The sequence below is a fragment of the Arthrobacter sp. CJ23 genome (assembly GCF_024741795.1).
Classification (GTDB): Bacteria; Actinomycetota; Actinomycetes; order Actinomycetales; family Micrococcaceae; genus Arthrobacter.
The window spans coordinates 3,101,212-3,117,465 of record NZ_CP102950.1 but is presented as its reverse complement, the minus strand read 5'-3'; the positions used below and the strand labels follow the sequence as shown (position 1 = coordinate 3,117,465).

Genomic DNA, 16,254 nt, shown 5'->3' with positions numbered 1-16,254 from the left:
AGGGTGAATTACCCGTGGTGATGAACTAACGTCGGTTATGGGTACCAAGAACAGATGTACCTGTCGATAGCGGCTCGGAAAGGGGCTCGACTGTCAGTCAGATGAGCCCCAATTAAGCGTCGTTGTCGTGTCACCTGAGTTGTTTGGAGGGCACCATGGAGTTCATGATCAGCGGACGAAATCTGACCGTTTCTGACCGCTTTCGCGAATACGCCGGCGAGAAAATCTCGAAGATTGAATCGCTCGGGGACAAGGTCCAGCGCGTCGACGCAAAGGTCTCCAAGGAGACCAATCCACGTCAGACTCCGGGCCAGCTCACCGTTGAAGTGACAGTCCTGGGCCGCGGCCCCGTAATCCGTGCAGAGGCCAGTGCCGCTGACAAATTTGCCGCCTTCGATCTGGCGTACAACAAGCTGCTCGAGAGACTCCGCCGGGCAAAGGACAGGAAGAAGGTGCACCACGGGCGACACACGCCCAAGGCCGTCCGTGAGGCAACGGCCACGCTCGAGCCCGCAAGCACGAGCGAACCCATCTACGTAGCGGCTGGCAACCACCAGGAGCCAACGACGCCACCGGCGGAAGCTTCGCCCTACGATATCGAGAACGACATCCCGGCAGGCGATTCCCCCGTCCTGATCCGGCGCAAGGTCTTCCCTGCTGCGTCCCTCACCCTTGATGACGCAGTGGACAACATGGAGCTGGTGGGACACAACTTTTACCTGTTCATGGACAAGGCAACAAACACGCCGTCGGTGGTCTACCGCCGCCGTGGATGGACTTACGGTGTGATCACCCTTGACGCCACCTGCGAACCAGGGGAGGACGCCGTGGAGGAGAAAATCCACGCATACCGTTCGGATGATGAGGCAGCCACCGCATAGGCTGTCCATGAATCTCCGATGAAAGGACTGGCATGACAGCTTCGCTGAGTCTGTCTCAGGCACGGCGGATCGCATTGGCAGCCCAAGGACTGGAAAAGGAACGGCCCGCCGGCCCCGTGACCCCACGGGCGGTGGGCCGTACCTTTGACAGGATGCAGCTGGTCCAGATCGACTCCGTCAACGTCCTGTCCCGGAGCCACTACCTGCCCTTCTTTTCCCGGCTCGGCAACTACGACCGTTCCATCCTTCACACCATGGCCGGCCGCAGCCCCCGCCGGATGATGGAGTACTGGGCCCACGAAGCCAGCTTTATCCGCCCCCAGCATTTCCAGGACTTGGTCCTGTGGCAGAACCGCACGTGGGTGGGCGCCCACAACATGGATCCGGACTTCCGGGAGGCCATGGCGCGCCGGATTCTGGCTACCTTGGCCGCGGCGCGGCCCATGACCGCCTCTGAGCTCACCGCCCATCTGGGCCACGAGGAAGACACGCAGCCCGATAACTGGGGCTGGAACTGGAACGTCGTCAAGCGGGTCCTGGAGCACCTCTTTGAGGAAGGGCTGGTGACGTCGGCATCGCGGACCGAACAGTTCGAACGACGCTACGCGCTGACCTCGCGCATCCTCCCGCAGCTGTCCGCCGTCGACAACCGGCTGGAACCCGACCCCGAAGCTGCGTCGGCATCCATGGACCGGCTCATTGACGCCGCAGCCGAGGCCCACGGCATCGGCACCGACCGCTGCTTCGCGGACTATTTCCGGACGCCCGTGAAAGCGGCAGCCCCCTCCGTCCAACGGCTCATCGACGCCGGGCGCCTGGAACGGGTGACGGTACGGGGCTGGGACCGGCCGCTGTACCGGCACGCCAGCGCCAGGCTTCCCCGGGCAGCCACGGGCAGGGCCCTGCTCAGTCCCTTCGACCCGCTGGTCTTTGAGCGGCGGCGCTTGGAGGAACTGTTCGGTTTCCACTACAGAATCGAGATCTACACGCCGGCGGCCAAACGGCGCTTCGGGTACTACGTGCTGCCATTCCTCCTTCGCGAAGGCATCGTGGCGCGGGTTGACCTGAAGTCCGACCGCGCGGCCGGGCAGCTGCTGGTGCGTTCGGCGCACGGTGAGCCGGACGCTCCGGCGGACACCGCCGTCGAGCTTGCCGCCGAACTGAGGCTCATGGCTGATTGGCTGGGCCTCGGAGACATTGTGGTCTCCCCGGGAGGCGATCTGGCGGCGGCGCTCGTAGAGGAAACCGCCCGGCTTTGAGCCCGCGACGGTCGGTGCGGCCCGCCATGAAATCGCCAGTCCGCTCTCAGGGGAACCGCGCCGCGTGGTCTTCGTCTCTCCCGTAGACTGAAACCGCCAGAATTCGGCAGCTTGAGACTGGGAGCAATTTCACGTGGCATCACTTATCGAAAAACTTCTCCGCACTGGCGACAAGAAAACCTTGAAGCAACTGCGGAACTATGCCGATTCCATCAATGCCCTGGAAGACTCCTTCAAGACGTTCTCCGACGCCGAACTGCGCGAGGAAACGGACAGGCTCCGCGCCCGTCACCAGGACGGCGAAACGCTCGAGGATCTGCTGCCCGAAGCCTTCGCGGCGGTCCGCGAAGCGTCCTCACGCACCTTGGGCATGCGCCACTTCGACGTCCAACTCATGGGCGGTGCGGCCCTGCACCTGGGCAATATCGCCGAAATGAAGACCGGTGAAGGAAAGACCCTCGTCGCCACGGCGCCGGCCTACCTGAATGCGCTGGCCGGCAAGGGCGTGCACGTGGTCACGGTCAACGACTACCTCGCCGAATACCAGTCCGAGCTCATGGGCCGGGTCTACCGCTTCCTGGGCCTGAGCAGCGGCTGCATCCTGTCGAATCAGGATCCCTCGGTGCGCCGCCAGCAGTACGCCGCGGATATCACCTACGGCACCAACAACGAGTTCGGTTTCGATTACCTCCGCGACAACATGGCCTGGGACAAGAACGAGCTTGTCCAGCGCGGCCACAACTTTGCGATCGTCGATGAAGTCGACTCCATCCTTATCGATGAGGCCCGCACCCCGCTGATCATTTCCGGGCCCGCCCAGGGCGACACCAACCGCTGGTACAGCGAGTTCGCCAAGGTGGTGCTGCGCCTGCAGCCGGACAGAGACTATGAAGTCGACGAAAAGAAGCGCACGGTGGGTGTGCTGGAGGCGGGCATTGAGAAGGTCGAGGACTACCTCGGCATCCAGAACCTCTACGAATCCGCCAACACCCCGCTGATCGGCTTCCTCAACAACGCCATCAAGGCCAAGGAACTGTTCAAGCGCGACAAGGACTACGTCATCCTTGACGGCGAAGTGCTGATCGTCGACGAACACACCGGCCGCATCCTGGCAGGCCGCCGCTACAACGAAGGCATGCACCAGGCCATCGAGGCCAAAGAAAACGTCGAGATCAAGGCCGAGAACCAGACCCTCGCTACCGTGACGCTGCAGAACTACTTCCGCATGTACGGCAAGCTTGCCGGCATGACAGGCACGGCCGAGACCGAGGCCGCCGAGTTCATGAGCACCTACAAACTGGGCGTCGTGCCGATCCCCACCAACCGGGACATGCAGCGGATTGACCAGTCGGACCTCGTCTATAAGAACGAAATCGTCAAGTTCGAGGCCGTGGTCAAGGACATCGCGGAACGCCACGAGGCCGGGCAACCTGTCCTCGTCGGCACCACCAGCGTGGAAAAGAGCGAATACCTCTCCGGGCTGCTCGCCAAGGAGGGCATCCGCCACGAAGTCCTCAATGCCAAGAACCACGCGCGGGAAGCTGCCATCGTGGCCCAGGCCGGCCGCAAGGGCGCCGTCACCGTTGCCACCAACATGGCCGGCCGCGGCACCGACATCATGCTGGGTGGCAACGCCGAATTTACGGCAATCGCCGAACTGGCCAAGCGCGGCCTGGATCCGGAAGAAAACTCCGATGAGTACGAAGCTGCCTGGCCGGCAGCCCTGGAAGCCGCCAAGCAGGCAGTCAAGGACGAACACGAGGAAGTTCTTGATCTTGGCGGACTCTACGTGCTGGGCACCGAGCGGCACGAGTCGCGCCGCATCGACAACCAGCTCCGGGGACGTTCCGGGCGCCAGGGCGACCCCGGCGAGTCACGTTTCTACCTGTCGCTCACGGATGACCTGATGCGCCTGTTCAACTCGGGTGCGGCGGAGCGTCTCATGAACAGCTCCGTCCCTGACGACGTGGCGCTGGAGTCCAAGCTCGTGTCGCGTGCCATCGCCTCTGCCCAGGGCCAGGTGGAAGGCCGCAACGCAGAACAGCGCAAGAACGTCTTGAAGTACGACGACGTCCTGAACCGCCAGCGTGAAGCCATTTATGGCGACCGCAGGCGCATTCTCGAAGGTGACGACCTCCACGAGAAGGTCCAGTTCTTCCTTGAGGACACCATCAACTCGCTCATTGACTCGGCGACGTCCGAGGGCACCGGCGATGACTGGGACTTCAACCAGCTTTGGTCCAACCTGAAGACCCTGTACCCGGTCACGGTGACGGCCCAGGAAATCATCAACGAAGCCGGCGGCAAGTCACGCCTCACTGTCGACTTCCTCAGGACCGAACTGCTGTCCGACGCCCGCGTGGTGTACCAGGGCCGCGAGGAGGCCATTGGTTCGGAGAGCATGCGTGAGCTCGAGCGCCGGGTGGTTCTCTCGGTCCTCGGACGCAAATGGCAGGAACACCTCTACGAGATGGACTATCTCAAGGAGGGCATCGGCCTGCGCGCCATGGCCCAGCGCGACCCGCTGGTGGAGTACCAGCGTGAGGGCTTCACGATGTTCCAGAGCATGATGGAAGCCATCCGTGAAGAAAGCATCGGCTTCCTCTACAACCTTGAGGTGGAAGTCACTCCGGCCGAAGACGTCGTGGTTGCGGACGATACTGCTGAGGGAACGCACACCGAACACCACGAGCCGCAGATCCGGGCTGCTGGGCTGCAGGCCCCGGAAAAGCCTGCCCAGTTGCAGTACACGGCGCCCGGTGAAGACGGCGCAAGCCAGACTCGCGTTGAAGGCCGCTCGTCGGGCCGTTCGGGCAACCCGGCAAAGGCTGCCGCGCAGGACCAGCGCAAAGCCGCGAGGAAGAAGCGCCGCTGACCGCACCGGGCCGGGAACGGCCGCCGCGAGCGGATTGAAACGGCATCATGCAAAGGAGAGGACCAGTTCACCTTGAACTGGTCCTCTCCTTTGCATTGTCCGGCGTGCTGCATTGCCTGAGGGTGTGGGTTCCCTCTTCAACCGATCTCCAACGCGGTAACCTTCCAGGCTTCATCGCAGCGTTCCAGCCGCATGGCGACGGCACGGGACCTGTTCTCCTCGGCCACAACGAGTGTTGTTTCGTAGATGCCTTCCGAGATAGCACATGCATGCACTGAGCGGACAACGGGGCTGCGGTGCAACCGCTGCCCGGTGCGGGAGCGGGCGGCATGCGCCCGGGTGAGCGCCGCACGGTGCTGCAGCGAGCTAAGGCAGCGCGGGTCCATCGAACGGGACAGTTGCTGCGCGGGACGGGTGCCGGCAAGAACCTCGATCGCCGCCTGCGCCAGGCTTCGGGCAATGGCAAGGATGTCGGTAGCCTGCGGGGCCGCTGGACGCACGATACCGTTCGCCGCTCGGATTGCTGATACTGCGTTCATGGCTATTCCTTGGGTGCTTGTGGATGGATGGTCAGTTCGTGGCGGGTGCTTGGAGGATCTGCCCAGGCAGAAGTGCGCCTGGGTTTTCGCCGATAAGGGCGCGGTTGGCGGCGTACCATTTGGGCCAGTGCAGGGCAATGTCCACGTCGCTGGCCATTGGGCCCAGTTGCCGGGCCGCAATGGTCCACAGGGAGTCGCCGGCAGCCACCACTACCTCGCCCCGGCTGTGGGTGTCTCCTTGGCCGTCGCGCAGTGCACGGACACTGAGCGGGGCCGGATCGCGGACTGGTTCACGGGGCTGCCATTGTGGCTGGACGGTGCCCGGGCTGGTGTCCGAAGCCGTTTCCATGCTGCCGCTTGCCCACTGCGCGGCCACCGGTGCTGAAGCCGACTGGGCGGGCGTCGCGTTCCAGGCCGCCTCAAGCGGCCCGCTTGAGGCATTTGCCAACGGGATTCCCAACAGGTTGATTCCCAGCATGGCCACCGCCAGCCGGCGCATGAAGGCAGGACTGAACTTGGCAATGGCTGAAGCCGGGCGGATCTTCCCGGCCTTTTGCAGTGCGGCGGAAATGAGCGCGAACAAGAGCGAGAGGACCCACCAGGCCACCACCCCGAGCCCCGCGGCCGTAACAACGATTCCCAGCAGGTCTTCAAACATGAACACCTGGCGGTGGGCAGTAGCCGAAGCCCACCGCGCCGCCAGGATCTGTCCTATCCCCAGGAGTGCGCTACCTAGGGCCAGGATGGCGGCCGCAAGGATCGCGTCGTGCCGCACGGTTCTCGAGGTTTCTTCCACTTCAGCATCCTTCCTAAGGGTTTGATGCAGTTTGATGTTGTTTGATAAACGATGGTTCATTTTGAACATAGCTGCTGTGATTTGTCCAGACCTTGGGCAATCCCACCCATCGAATTGACCGCCAGGAGGTCCGCGCCTACGCTGGCGCCATGCGGTGGGATGCTTTGTTTGACGATCTGGAGGCACAATTTGCCTCCGAGAACCGGTTGGGCCACGAGACGGAGATTTCCGAGCGGGCGAGGATTGAGACCGCCGGCGTTGAATTGCGCGACCGGCTCCGCGGATCGGCAGGCAGCCAGATCGGGGCCCTATTGACCTCGGGAACCCTGGTCCGTGGCGGACTGGCCCATGTGGGCAGTGAATGGCTGATCCTCAACGAGGGCATGCATCAGTGGCTGGTTCCCTTTGCTGCGGTGGTGTCCTACCAGGGCCTGGGCAGGCTGGCGCAGGGCGGGCGCGCCAAGACTGAGGTGAAGCTGGGTTTGGCCAGTGCATTGCGGGGCCTGGCCCGGGACCGGGCCGAACTTGCCGTGCACCTGATCTCAGGGCAGGGCCGGGAGCAGCAGCTGGGCGGAGTCATCGACAGGGTCGGCCGCGACCACTTTGATCTCGCCGTGGTCGCGCAGGGCGAGGTCCGGCGGGCAGGAAATGTGGCATCGGTGATGACAGTGCCGTTTGACTCACTCGCGGCATTGCGCTCCCTGCGGGGCGAGGGGATCTAACCCTGGCGGTTCAGGCCAACGAACCGCGGGAACCTATGAGGTCTTGGATTTCGCCTCTTCGATCATCCGGCTGGCCTCGGCGTACCGTTCCTCGATGTACTGCTCCAGCATCTTTTCTTCAACGCGCCACTGACCCCGGCCGCCGATCTGGATGGCCTTGAGTTCTCCGCTGCGGACAAGGGCGTATGCCTGCGGCGAGTTGATCTGCAGTTGTTCGGCGACATCCGCCAGAGTCAGGAATCGGGGCATATCCCCATTTTGCCACTGTTGTGGTCACTTGCTGCGGTTATCCACAGTTTGACTTCATTTGCAGCTCTTGACTTTCGTGCGGGGCGGCTTTGACGTAAGAATGAGGGGTCCTGCCGGTCAGAGATCGGAGCCAAGCAAATGGGGGAGCAGCAAGCATGAGTCTGAGCACAACGGCGGCGCGACTCAAGAAGCCATCATGGAAGGACCCTCGGCTCCTGGTCGGGATCCTGCTCGTGCTGGCATCCGTGGCTGGAGTGACCGCGATTGTCGGCACGGCGGACCGGACCATCCAGGTCTACGCCGCGCGCCAAGCGATTGCCGTGGGCCAAAAGGTGACGGGGGCGGACCTCGCAGTAGTCAAGGTCCGGCTGGACGACGTCGAGTCCGGCTATGTGACCGTTGAGTCCGGCCTGGCTGAGGGCCAGGTCGCCGTACAACGGATCGCCAAGAACCAGCTGGTGCCCCGGGACAGCCTCGGCTCCGCCGACGCCCTCGACCGCAAGCCGGTTGCCATTTCCCTGGACGAATCACTGCCCGCCCAGGCCGTCGCGGGATCCCGTGTGGACGTCTGGGTGGCCCTGCCGGATTCACGGAACGCCTTCGCGGAACCCCGTCTGCTCCTGCCAGGGGCTGAGATCGCCCAGATCACTGAGGGTTCGACGACGCTCGGCGCCTCGAAGACGACCGTAGTGCTGGTCCTGGTCACGGACGAACAGATGCCGAAACTCCTCGGTGCCCTGGCGAACAAGGCCAAGGTCTCCGTTGTGTGGAACCCCTCAGGGATCGGCAAATGAGCATCCCCGTCGTCACTGTCGGCCAATCGCAGGAAGACCTCGTCGGCGGTCTGGAGCGGCTCCACGGCCCCGTCACTGTGGTTCGGCGTTGTGGTGAATTGACTGAGCTGCTGGCCGCCTGCCAGAGCGGTCTGGCCAGGGCCGCAGTCATCGCCGAGGGAAGCGAAGAACTCACCGCTTCCCTCGTGGACCGGCTCGGTGCCGTGGGTGTGTCGATGGTGGCCTTGACCGATGACCCTGAGGAAGCGTCGCGGCTCCGCGGGATCGGCGTGGTGCCGGCGCTTCGCGGCATCGACCCCTCTGCGCTGGCGTCGAGGATTTCCGATGCCGTGAGCCAGCTCTCCGGACGGAGTGGTGGGCACGCCCACCACCGGAACGCCGGTTTCGCTGACACTGCCGCCGAAATCCACCAGGTACCCGCCGAGGAGGAATCCGGGCAGGAGTCTGCGGGCCAAGGCCAGATCATCGCCGTCTGGGGTCCCACCGGAGCCCCTGGCCGGACCCTTGTTGCCACGAACATGGCCGCTGAACTCGCGGCTGCCGGGAAGTCCGTACTGCTGGTGGATGCGGACAGCTACGGGGCAAGCATCGCGGCCGTCCTGGGCCTCCTCGACGAATCCGCGGGGCTGGCGCAGGCCTGCCGGCTCGCCGACCAGGGACTGCTGGACACTGCGGCATTGAAGAAGATTGCTTCGCTGGTGTTCACCAAGGCCGGCGAGTTCCGGGTCCTGACCGGCATATCGCGTGCCGACCGCTGGACGGAGCTCCGGGCTGCCGCGCTCTCATCGGTGCTGGAACGGGCCCGCGAGATTGCCGACGTCGTGGTCGTGGATACGGGCTTCTGCCTCGAAGCGGACGAGGAACTCAGCTTCGACACCATGGCTCCGCGGCGCAACGCGGCCACCCTTCGAAGCCTGGAAGTTGCGGATACGGTCTACGCCGTGGGCTCCTCGGACGCGATCGGTGTTCCCCGCCTCGTCCGGGCGCTTGCCGAACTTGAGATAGCTGTTCCCCAGACGGCGCCACGCGTGGTCCTGAACAAGGTCCGGGCTGCCTCCGCCGGGAGGTCGCCGGAACGGCAGTTGGCGGATGCCTGGGAGCGCTACGGACCGGGAATCCCGGTGGAGGCCTACCTTCCAGCTGACTTTGAAGCCTGCGACGCGGCGCTGCTGTCCGGCTCCGTTTTGTTCGAGGCAGCGCCCGCTTCTGCCCTTCGTCGTGCCATCGCAGATCTCGTCTGTGCACCTGTCCAGCAAAATCGCAAATCCTCTGTACTTTCTTCCAGAGCGATGCGTCTCCTTAAGCGTTAGGCTCGCCATGTGGGCTGCAAAGTCGCAGCAATCAACCTGTATGGAGGCGTTTGTCGATGTCGTCAGGATCCAGCGTGGAGGATCAGTCCAAGTCAGCAGTTGTCCGTGAAGGATTCTTCGGGGACTACTACGAACATCTGGCGGAGGAGGACTCCCGGGGGTACTCACCTGAAGTTCTGACCTCACGGGCCGTCCAACACCGGGAGATCGCCACGTCCCGCAGGCCAGGGCACGCCACCATCGAAATAGTCCACGAAAAGGACCGCAGCGTCCTGTACATCGTCACCGATGACATGCCGTTCCTTGTGGATTCCGTGAATGCCGAACTGGTGCGGCAGAACTGCGCCATCCGCCTCGTCATGCACCCCCTTTTCATCGTCACCCGCGACCGCACCAGGGGCGATGTCACCGGAATCGCCCGGGTCCCCTCCAACATCGGACTTTCCAGCGGTGACACCGCGGCGCTGCCGATCGTCTCCCACCTTGTGGGGCACGGCGACAACGTCTCACACATGGAGTCATGGATCGCCGTCGAAATCGACCGCGTCAGTGACGAAGTGCGTGACCAACTCATCACCGGACTCCGTCGTGTCCTGGGCGACGTCGCCGTCGCCGTCGAGGACTGGCCCAAGATGCGGAGCAAGGCCCTTGAACTTGCTGCGTCGTTGGCGACGGTCACCCACCCCGAACAGATCGCCGAGCTGCGGCAGGCCCAGGACCTCCTGCGCTGGCTCGACAACGGCAACTTCACCTTCCTCGGCTACCGCGAATACGACCTCGTCAACGAGGACGGCGAAGACGTCCTCGAACTGCGCGAGGACAGCGGCCTGGGCCTGCTGCGTGCCGGCGATGACACCCGCCAGGTCCAGCACCTGACCGAGGCCGGCCGGAAGCGTGCCCGCGAGAAGCGTGCCCTGGTCATCACCAAGGCCAACTCCCGCTCCACCGTGCACCGCCCGGCATACCTTGACTACATCGGAGTGAAGAGCTTTGATGCCGCCGGCAACGTCAACGGTGAGCGCCGCTTCATCGGCCTCTTCGCCACCAGTGCCTACACCGGATCGGTGCGCAGCATCCCGATCGTCCGCGACAAGGTCGACGCCGTCCTGCGCAATGCGGGATTCCCGCTTGACTCGCACTCCGGCAAGGACCTTCTCGGCATCCTGGAGACGTACCCCCGCGACGAACTGTTCCAGATCGAAGTGCCGGATCTCGCGGACACCGCCACCGGCATCCAGCGGCTGCAGGAACGCCGCCGGACCAAGCTTTTCCTTCGTCCGGACATCTACGGCCGCTTCATGTCCGCCGTCGTCTACCTGCCGCGTGACCGCTACACCACCAGCGTCAGGCTGCGCATCGAGCAGGAACTACGCGAGACCTTCCACGCCGAAAGCATCGACTACGAGGCCCGGATCACCGAATCTGCACTCGCCCGGGTGTTCTTCCGCATCCGCCTTCCCCGGACGGCCGAACTGGCCGAGGTCAACGTCGAGGACCTGGAACTCCGGCTCATGAGGGCCTCGCGTTCCTGGGGCGAAGGCATCGCCGAAGTGCTCCGCGGCAACCGCGCCGCCGACGATGCGGAGGCGCTGTCGGCACTGTGGGCCGAAGCATTCCCCGCGGGCTACCGCGTGGACTACGAGGTGGAGGACGCCCTTGAGGACATCGAACGGTTCGAAAAATACGGCGCCACCGCTGAGCGGACGACAGGTGCCGTCCAGGTCCGCCCGGGTGTGCACGTGTACCTCCCGGCCGGCGCCGGCGAATCGCTGGAGGAAGACGCGCGCGTCAAGCTCTACCTGATGGAGCCCAAGAGCCTCAGCCAGATTCTGCCGTACTTCCACAACCTCGGCCTGGAAGTCCTGGATGAGCGACCCTTCGAGATCGAAACCGGCGACCAGCGCGACTTCTTCCTCTATGACCTCGGCCTGAAATACCCGGCTGGCATCGACGCCGTTGCCACCGGAGAACTGCTGGCGGATTCCTTCGGTGCAGCCATTACGGGGGCAGTGGAATCCGACAGTTTCGACCGGTTGGTCCTGCGCGAGGGCATGCACTGGCGCCAGGTGGTGGTCCTGAGGGCCTACGCAAAGTACATGCGCCAGATGGGCAACACGAACTCCTTCGAGTTCATGGCGGACACGCTGTTGGCGAACCCCGATGTCACCCGCGGCCTCAATGCCTTCTTCGCAGCCCGCTTCGATCCTGCCGTGGACGAAGCGCAGCGCCCTGTCCGCCAGGCCGAAGCCCGCGCGGCGCTGGCTGAAGCCATCGAACAGGTCGCGACGCTCGACGCCGACCGTGTCCTGCGGACCTTCATCAACCTGATCGAAGCCACCCTGCGCACCAACTACTTTCAGGGCAAGTCCTACGTCAGCTTCAAGCTCAGCCCCACCATGATTGAAGGTTTGCCGTTCCCGCGGCCGATGTTCGAGATCTGGGTCTACTCGCCGCGCGTTGAAGGCGTCCACCTGCGCTTTGGCAAAGTGGCCCGCGGCGGCCTCCGCTGGTCCGACCGGCGTGAAGACTTCCGCACCGAAATACTAGGCCTGGTCAAGGCCCAGACAGTGAAGAACGCGGTGATCGTCCCCACAGGGGCCAAGGGCGGCTTCTTTGCGAAGCGACTGCCCAACCCGGCGGTCGACCGTGCGGCATGGATGGCCGAGGGGATCGAAAGCTACAAGACGTTCATCCGCGGCCTGCTTGATGTCACGGACAACCTCGTGACCACGGCCGACGGCGAACGGCTCGTCCCGCCGTCGGACGTGGTCCGCCACGACGGGGACGACTCCTACCTCGTGGTCGCTGCCGACAAGGGCACGGCGACATTCTCGGATACCGCCAACGGTCTTGCCGCGGAATACGGCTTCTGGCTGGGCGACGCGTTCGCCTCCGGCGGCTCGGTAGGCTACGACCACAAGGCCATGGGCATCACGGCCCGCGGCGCCTGGGAATCGGTCAAGCGCCACTTCAGCGAGCTGGACCTGGATACGCAGTCCGAAGAATTCACCGTAGTGGGCGTCGGAGACATGTCCGGCGACGTTTTCGGCAACGGCATGCTGCTCTCGCGGCACATCCGCCTGGTGGCGGCCTTTGACCACCGCCACATCTTCCTGGACCCGACTCCGGACGCTGCGGCCTCATACACCGAACGGCAGCGGCTGTTCGAACTCCCGCGCTCGTCGTGGGAAGACTACGACAAGGCGCTCATCAGCGCCGGCGGCGGCGTCTACCCGCGCCAGGCCAAGGCGATCCCGGTCTCGGCCCAGGTCCGCGCCGCATTGGGCCTGCCGGACGGCATCACCCAGCTCAGCCCGCCCGAGCTGCTCCGCGCCATCCTGCTGGCGCCGGCCGACTTGCTCTACAACGGCGGCATCGGCACCTACATCAAGGCAAGCACCGAAACGCATGGCCAGGTAGGCGACAAGGCCAACGACGCCATCCGCGTCGACGGCCGTGAACTGCGCGTCAAGGTGGTCGGCGAGGGTGGCAACCTGGGCCTGACGCAGCGGGGCCGCATCGAAGCCGCTCTCCAAGGCGTCATCCTGAACACGGATGCCATCGATAACTCCGCCGGCGTGGACTGCTCAGACCATGAAGTCAACATCAAGATCTTCGTGGACCGCATGGTGGCGGCCGGCAAGCTTGAGGCCGCCGACCGTGCCGCGTTCCTCGCCGACATGACGGACGAGGTGGGCCGTCTGGTGCTCGAGGACAATATCGACCAGAACATCCTCCTGCTCAACGACCGCACCCGTGTGGCCGAGTGGAGCCCGAGCTACGAGCGGCTCATGGACTGGCTTGAGCGCTCAGCCGATCTCAAGCGCGAGCTGGAAGCACTGCCCACCACGGACACGCTGCGCGAACGGCTGGAGCAGGGCCAGGGGCTGACGTCCCCGGAACTGGCGGTCCTGGCGGCCTACGCCAAGATCGAGCTCAGTTCCGCGCTGCGCGACAGCGAGCTCGCCGACGACCCCTGGTTCCGCCAGACGATCCGCTCCTACTTCCCGAAGCAGCTTCGCGAGAAGTTCGACGCCGAACTGGACACGCACCCGCTGCGCCGGGAGATCATCGCCACGGTGGTGGCAAACGACATGATCAACATGGGCGGCATCACCTTCGCCTTCCGTGCCATGGAAGAGACCTCCGCCAGCGAGCTTGCGGTTGCCAAGACCTTCGTGGCGTTGCGCGAAATCTACGATCTCGATCCCATGATCGCGGACCTCAACGCCCTCCCGGCGTCGTTCCCCACCGAACACTGGAGCGAAGTCCACCTGGACATCCGCCGCCTGCTGGACCGTGCCGTGCGCTGGCTGCTCGGACAGGGCACGGCCTCCCAGCCGATTGCCGACGTCGTGCAGCAGTTCAAGCCGCTCATGGAACCCATGCGGGCCCGCCTGCTGGACTACCTGCGCGGCGACGACAAGGTCCGGATTTCCGGCCTGCTCGAAAAGGCGCGCAGCTGGGACCTGCCGGAGACACTGGCGCACCGCTGGGCCGAGCTCTTCGAGAGCTTTGTTCTCCTGGACATCGCGAGGATCACTGAGTCCGGCAGCAACCGGGGAGAAGACGTCGCACACGTCTACTACACGGTCTTCAACCGCTTCCACGTGGATTCCCTCCTGGAGCGGATCAGTGCCCTGCCCCGGGCGGACCGCTGGCAGGCCCTGGCCCGCGCGGCGCTCCGTGATGACCTCTACTCAACCGTTGCGGACATCACGACGTCGGTTCTGGAGTCGACGGAATCCGGCACCTCTGCCGAGGAGCGCCTGGGTTCCTGGGAAGCCCAGAATGCGGAGCAGTTGGGACGCGCGAAGAGCATGTTCGACGAGGTCAATTCCCTCGAAGCGGACGACATGGCCTCCCTGTCGGTAGCATTGAGGCTCTTGAGGTCAATCGTTCGACGCTAGGGGACAAGCCCCCGCGTCGCAAATGGAGGTGCAGTGGCAATCTTTACAGACCCCATCAGGGAACATGCTGATTTCGGGCCTGGGGATGCCGAATGGCTGCACCTCCTGGTCGGCGACTGGCAGATGGTCGCCGACCTGGCGTTCGCGGACCTGGCGTTGTGGTTCCCGCATCCGGAGCTGGGCTACATCGCCCTCGCCCACGTGCGGCCGTCCACGTCCCACACGGTGTTCCATGCCGACTTTGTCGGCGAGGGAATCCGCTCGGACCTGCGGCCGCTCGTGGACAAGGCGTGGTCCAGCCGCTCGATCGAGCGCTCCAGCGAAACCAGCTGGAGCAGCGAGATGGCGCTGCGGGTCGAAGCCGTGCCCATGGTCCGGAACGGGCGCACTCTCGCGGTGGTGACCTCGCACATGGACCTGTCCAGCTCCCGGATGCCGTCCCGGCTGGAACTGACGTACCGCCAGTGCGCGTACGACCTGCTGCGCATGGGCACGTTGGGGCTCTGGCCCGATTTTGCCTCGCCCACGGGTTCGCGCCGTGGTGCACCGCGCGTCGGTGACGGGCTGATCAGGCTCGACGCCGACGGCGTGGTGCAGTATGCGAGCCCCAACGGGGTGTCAGCGTTCCGCCGCCTGGGCGAGGTCGAGTCACTGGAAGGCCGCTCCCTGGCCGAGGTCACTGCCGGTCTGCTGAAGGACCGGCGGATGGTCGACGAGACCCTGCCCCTCGTGGTGACCGGCCGGATGCCGTGGCGCAGCGAAATCGAATCGCGCGGCGTCAGCCTGTCGCTGCGTGCCATTCCCCTGCGTGACGAAAACCAGCGCTTCGGCGCGCTGGTCCTGTGCCGCGATGTGTCCGAGCTCCGGCGCCGCGAGATGGAGCTCGTCACCAAGGACGCCACCATCCGCGAGATCCACCACCGTGTGAAGAACAACCTGCAGACGGTGGCAGCCCTGCTGCGCATGCAGTCGCGGCGCATGGTCAGCGACGAGGCCAAACAGGGGCTGGAACAGGCCATGAGGCGTGTCGCCACGATCGCGCTGGTCCACGAGACCCTGTCCCAGGGGCTGACGCAGAGCGTCGACTTCGACGAGCTGATCGGCCGCCAGTTCAGGCTGTCTGCAGAGGTGGCATCGCCGTCCCAGCACGTCCGTACCGAACGCTCGGGCCTCTTCGGCGAACTGCCGAGCGACTTCGCGACGCCGCTGGCCCTTGTCATCAACGAACTTGTCACCAACGCCGTGGAGCACGGCCTTGAGGGCCGGACCGGAACGGTGTGGCTGCTTGCCGATCGCGCCAAGGGCGACGGCGCCGATGAATTCCTCACCGTGACGATTGCCGACGACGGCGTGGGACTTCCGGACGGACAGTACACGGAAGGCCTCGGGCTGCAGATCGTGCGGACGCTGGTGACCAGCGAACTGGGCGGCAGTATCCAGTGGATTCCCCGAGACGGTGGCGGAACAGCCGTCGAGATCGTCCTGAACCTGGCCCGGGCGTAAGACTCCCGAACCGGTAAGGCGCCGGCTCCGGGGCCGGCCCCTATTGACGGCGCCTGAGGACCTGGCGCCGAAAGACGGCGCCCGAAGACAAGGAAGGCCGCAGACCATATGGTCTGCGGCTTTCCTTTGTATGGATCCTTGGAACTGCCTAGGAGGCGCGGCGGGCGCGGGCGGCGCGGCGCTTCAGCGCACGGCGCTCGTCTTCGCTCATGCCGCCCCAGACGCCGGCGTCCTGGCCGGATTCGAGGGCCCACTGGAGGCAGGTATCAACGACAGGACAGCGGCGGCACACGCTCTTCGCTTCCTCGATCTGCAGAAGTGCTGGTCCCGTGTTGCCCACTGGGAAGAAAAGCTCCGGGTCCTTGTCGAGGCAGGCTGCGCGATTACGCCAATCCATGCTGATCAGTCACTCCATT

12 protein-coding genes are annotated in these 16,254 nt (G+C 64.6%); 8 read left to right on the top strand and 4 right to left on the bottom strand.

Annotated features, from left to right (window positions below; all coding sequences use genetic code 11):
- Nucleotides 1-155 precede the first annotated feature (155 nt).
- The 3 genes from hpf (at nt 156) to secA (ending at nt 5,015) form a co-directional block, all read left to right on the top strand.
- Entirely contained in the window at nt 156-881 is a 726-nt protein-coding gene (hpf, locus tag NVV90_RS13905) for a ribosome hibernation-promoting factor, HPF/YfiA family (RefSeq protein ID WP_207614654.1), read from the top strand.
- 32 nt (nt 882-913) lie between these two features.
- A complete protein-coding gene (locus NVV90_RS13900) occupies nt 914-2,140 on the top strand; it encodes a winged helix-turn-helix domain-containing protein (RefSeq protein ID WP_258437861.1) in 1,227 nt (408 codons plus the stop codon).
- A gap of 133 nt (nt 2,141-2,273) precedes the next feature.
- The gene (secA, locus tag NVV90_RS13895) at nt 2,274-5,015 is read left to right on the top strand and encodes a preprotein translocase subunit SecA (RefSeq protein ID WP_258437860.1); all 2,742 of its coding nucleotides are present in this window, start codon (nt 2,274-2,276) and stop codon (nt 5,013-5,015) included.
- Between the two features lie 137 nt (nt 5,016-5,152).
- On the opposite strand, the gene NVV90_RS13890 is transcribed toward secA, so the two are convergent.
- Together NVV90_RS13890 and NVV90_RS13885 are read right to left on the bottom strand one after the other, a co-directional pair.
- Nucleotides 5,153-5,554 (bottom strand): Rv3235 family protein, encoded by a 402-nt coding sequence (locus NVV90_RS13890; protein WP_258437859.1) that lies wholly within the window; start codon nt 5,552-5,554, stop codon nt 5,153-5,155.
- Nucleotides 5,555-5,585: 31 nt separating this feature from the next.
- On the bottom strand, nt 5,586-6,350 hold the full coding sequence (locus tag NVV90_RS13885) for a LysM peptidoglycan-binding domain-containing protein (RefSeq protein WP_258437858.1): 765 nt from the start codon (nt 6,348-6,350) through the stop codon (nt 5,586-5,588).
- Nucleotides 6,351-6,499: 149 nt separating this feature from the next.
- Here NVV90_RS13885 and NVV90_RS13880 point away from each other — a divergent pair, with 149 nt between their 5' ends.
- Entirely contained in the window at nt 6,500-7,072 is a 573-nt protein-coding gene (locus NVV90_RS13880; RefSeq protein ID WP_258437857.1) for a hypothetical protein, read from the top strand.
- 33 nt (nt 7,073-7,105) lie between these two features.
- Here NVV90_RS13880 and NVV90_RS13875 read toward each other — a convergent pair whose 3' ends face one another.
- Nucleotides 7,106-7,321 (bottom strand): helix-turn-helix domain-containing protein, encoded by a 216-nt coding sequence (locus NVV90_RS13875; protein ID WP_207614659.1) that lies wholly within the window; start codon nt 7,319-7,321, stop codon nt 7,106-7,108.
- 155 nt (nt 7,322-7,476) lie between these two features.
- Here NVV90_RS13875 and NVV90_RS13870 point away from each other — a divergent pair, with 155 nt between their 5' ends.
- Genes NVV90_RS13870 through NVV90_RS13855 form a run of 4 tightly spaced genes read left to right on the top strand, consistent with a single transcriptional unit; the run spans nt 7,477 to nt 15,838 of the window.
- Nucleotides 7,477-8,115 (top strand): SAF domain-containing protein, encoded by a 639-nt coding sequence (locus tag NVV90_RS13870; RefSeq protein ID WP_258437856.1) that lies wholly within the window; start codon nt 7,477-7,479, stop codon nt 8,113-8,115.
- On the top strand, nt 8,112-9,425 hold the full coding sequence (locus NVV90_RS13865; protein ID WP_258437855.1) for a P-loop NTPase: 1,314 nt from the start codon (nt 8,112-8,114) through the stop codon (nt 9,423-9,425). The genes NVV90_RS13870 and NVV90_RS13865 overlap by 4 nt, the downstream gene beginning before the upstream one ends.
- Before the next feature lie 56 nt (nt 9,426-9,481).
- Complete coding sequence (locus NVV90_RS13860) at nt 9,482-14,335, top strand: NAD-glutamate dehydrogenase (protein WP_258437854.1); 4,854 nt, start codon at nt 9,482-9,484, stop codon at nt 14,333-14,335.
- 33 nt (nt 14,336-14,368) lie between these two features.
- Entirely contained in the window at nt 14,369-15,838 is a 1,470-nt protein-coding gene (locus tag NVV90_RS13855; protein WP_258437853.1) for a sensor histidine kinase, read from the top strand.
- Nucleotides 15,839-15,986: 148 nt separating this feature from the next.
- Here NVV90_RS13855 and NVV90_RS13850 read toward each other — a convergent pair whose 3' ends face one another.
- Nucleotides 15,987-16,235, bottom strand: coding sequence for a WhiB family transcriptional regulator (locus NVV90_RS13850; protein ID WP_003804966.1), 249 nt, complete (start codon nt 16,233-16,235; stop codon nt 15,987-15,989).
- Between the last annotated feature and the right edge of the window lie 19 nt (nt 16,236-16,254).

What these genes read in the sequence shown, in the direction of transcription:
- NVV90_RS13870 (WP_258437856.1), top strand. Translation starts at nt 7,477, where the DNA reads ATGAGTCTGAGCACAACGGCGGCGCGACTCAAGAAGCCATCATGGAAG.
- NVV90_RS13900 (WP_258437861.1), top strand. Translation starts at nt 914, where the DNA reads ATGACAGCTTCGCTGAGTCTGTCTCAGGCACGGCGGATCGCATTGGCA.
- NVV90_RS13850 (WP_003804966.1), bottom strand. Translation starts at nt 16,235, where the DNA reads ATGGATTGGCGTAATCGCGCAGCCTGCCTCGACAAGGACCCGGAGCTT.
- NVV90_RS13875 (WP_207614659.1), bottom strand. Translation starts at nt 7,321, where the DNA reads ATGCCCCGATTCCTGACTCTGGCGGATGTCGCCGAACAACTGCAGATC.
- hpf (WP_207614654.1), top strand. Translation starts at nt 156, where the DNA reads ATGGAGTTCATGATCAGCGGACGAAATCTGACCGTTTCTGACCGCTTT.
- NVV90_RS13880 (WP_258437857.1), top strand. Translation starts at nt 6,500, where the DNA reads ATGCGGTGGGATGCTTTGTTTGACGATCTGGAGGCACAATTTGCCTCC.
- NVV90_RS13890 (WP_258437859.1), bottom strand. Translation starts at nt 5,554, where the DNA reads ATGAACGCAGTATCAGCAATCCGAGCGGCGAACGGTATCGTGCGTCCA.
- NVV90_RS13865 (WP_258437855.1), top strand. Translation starts at nt 8,112, where the DNA reads ATGAGCATCCCCGTCGTCACTGTCGGCCAATCGCAGGAAGACCTCGTC.
- NVV90_RS13860 (WP_258437854.1), top strand. Translation starts at nt 9,482, where the DNA reads ATGTCGTCAGGATCCAGCGTGGAGGATCAGTCCAAGTCAGCAGTTGTC.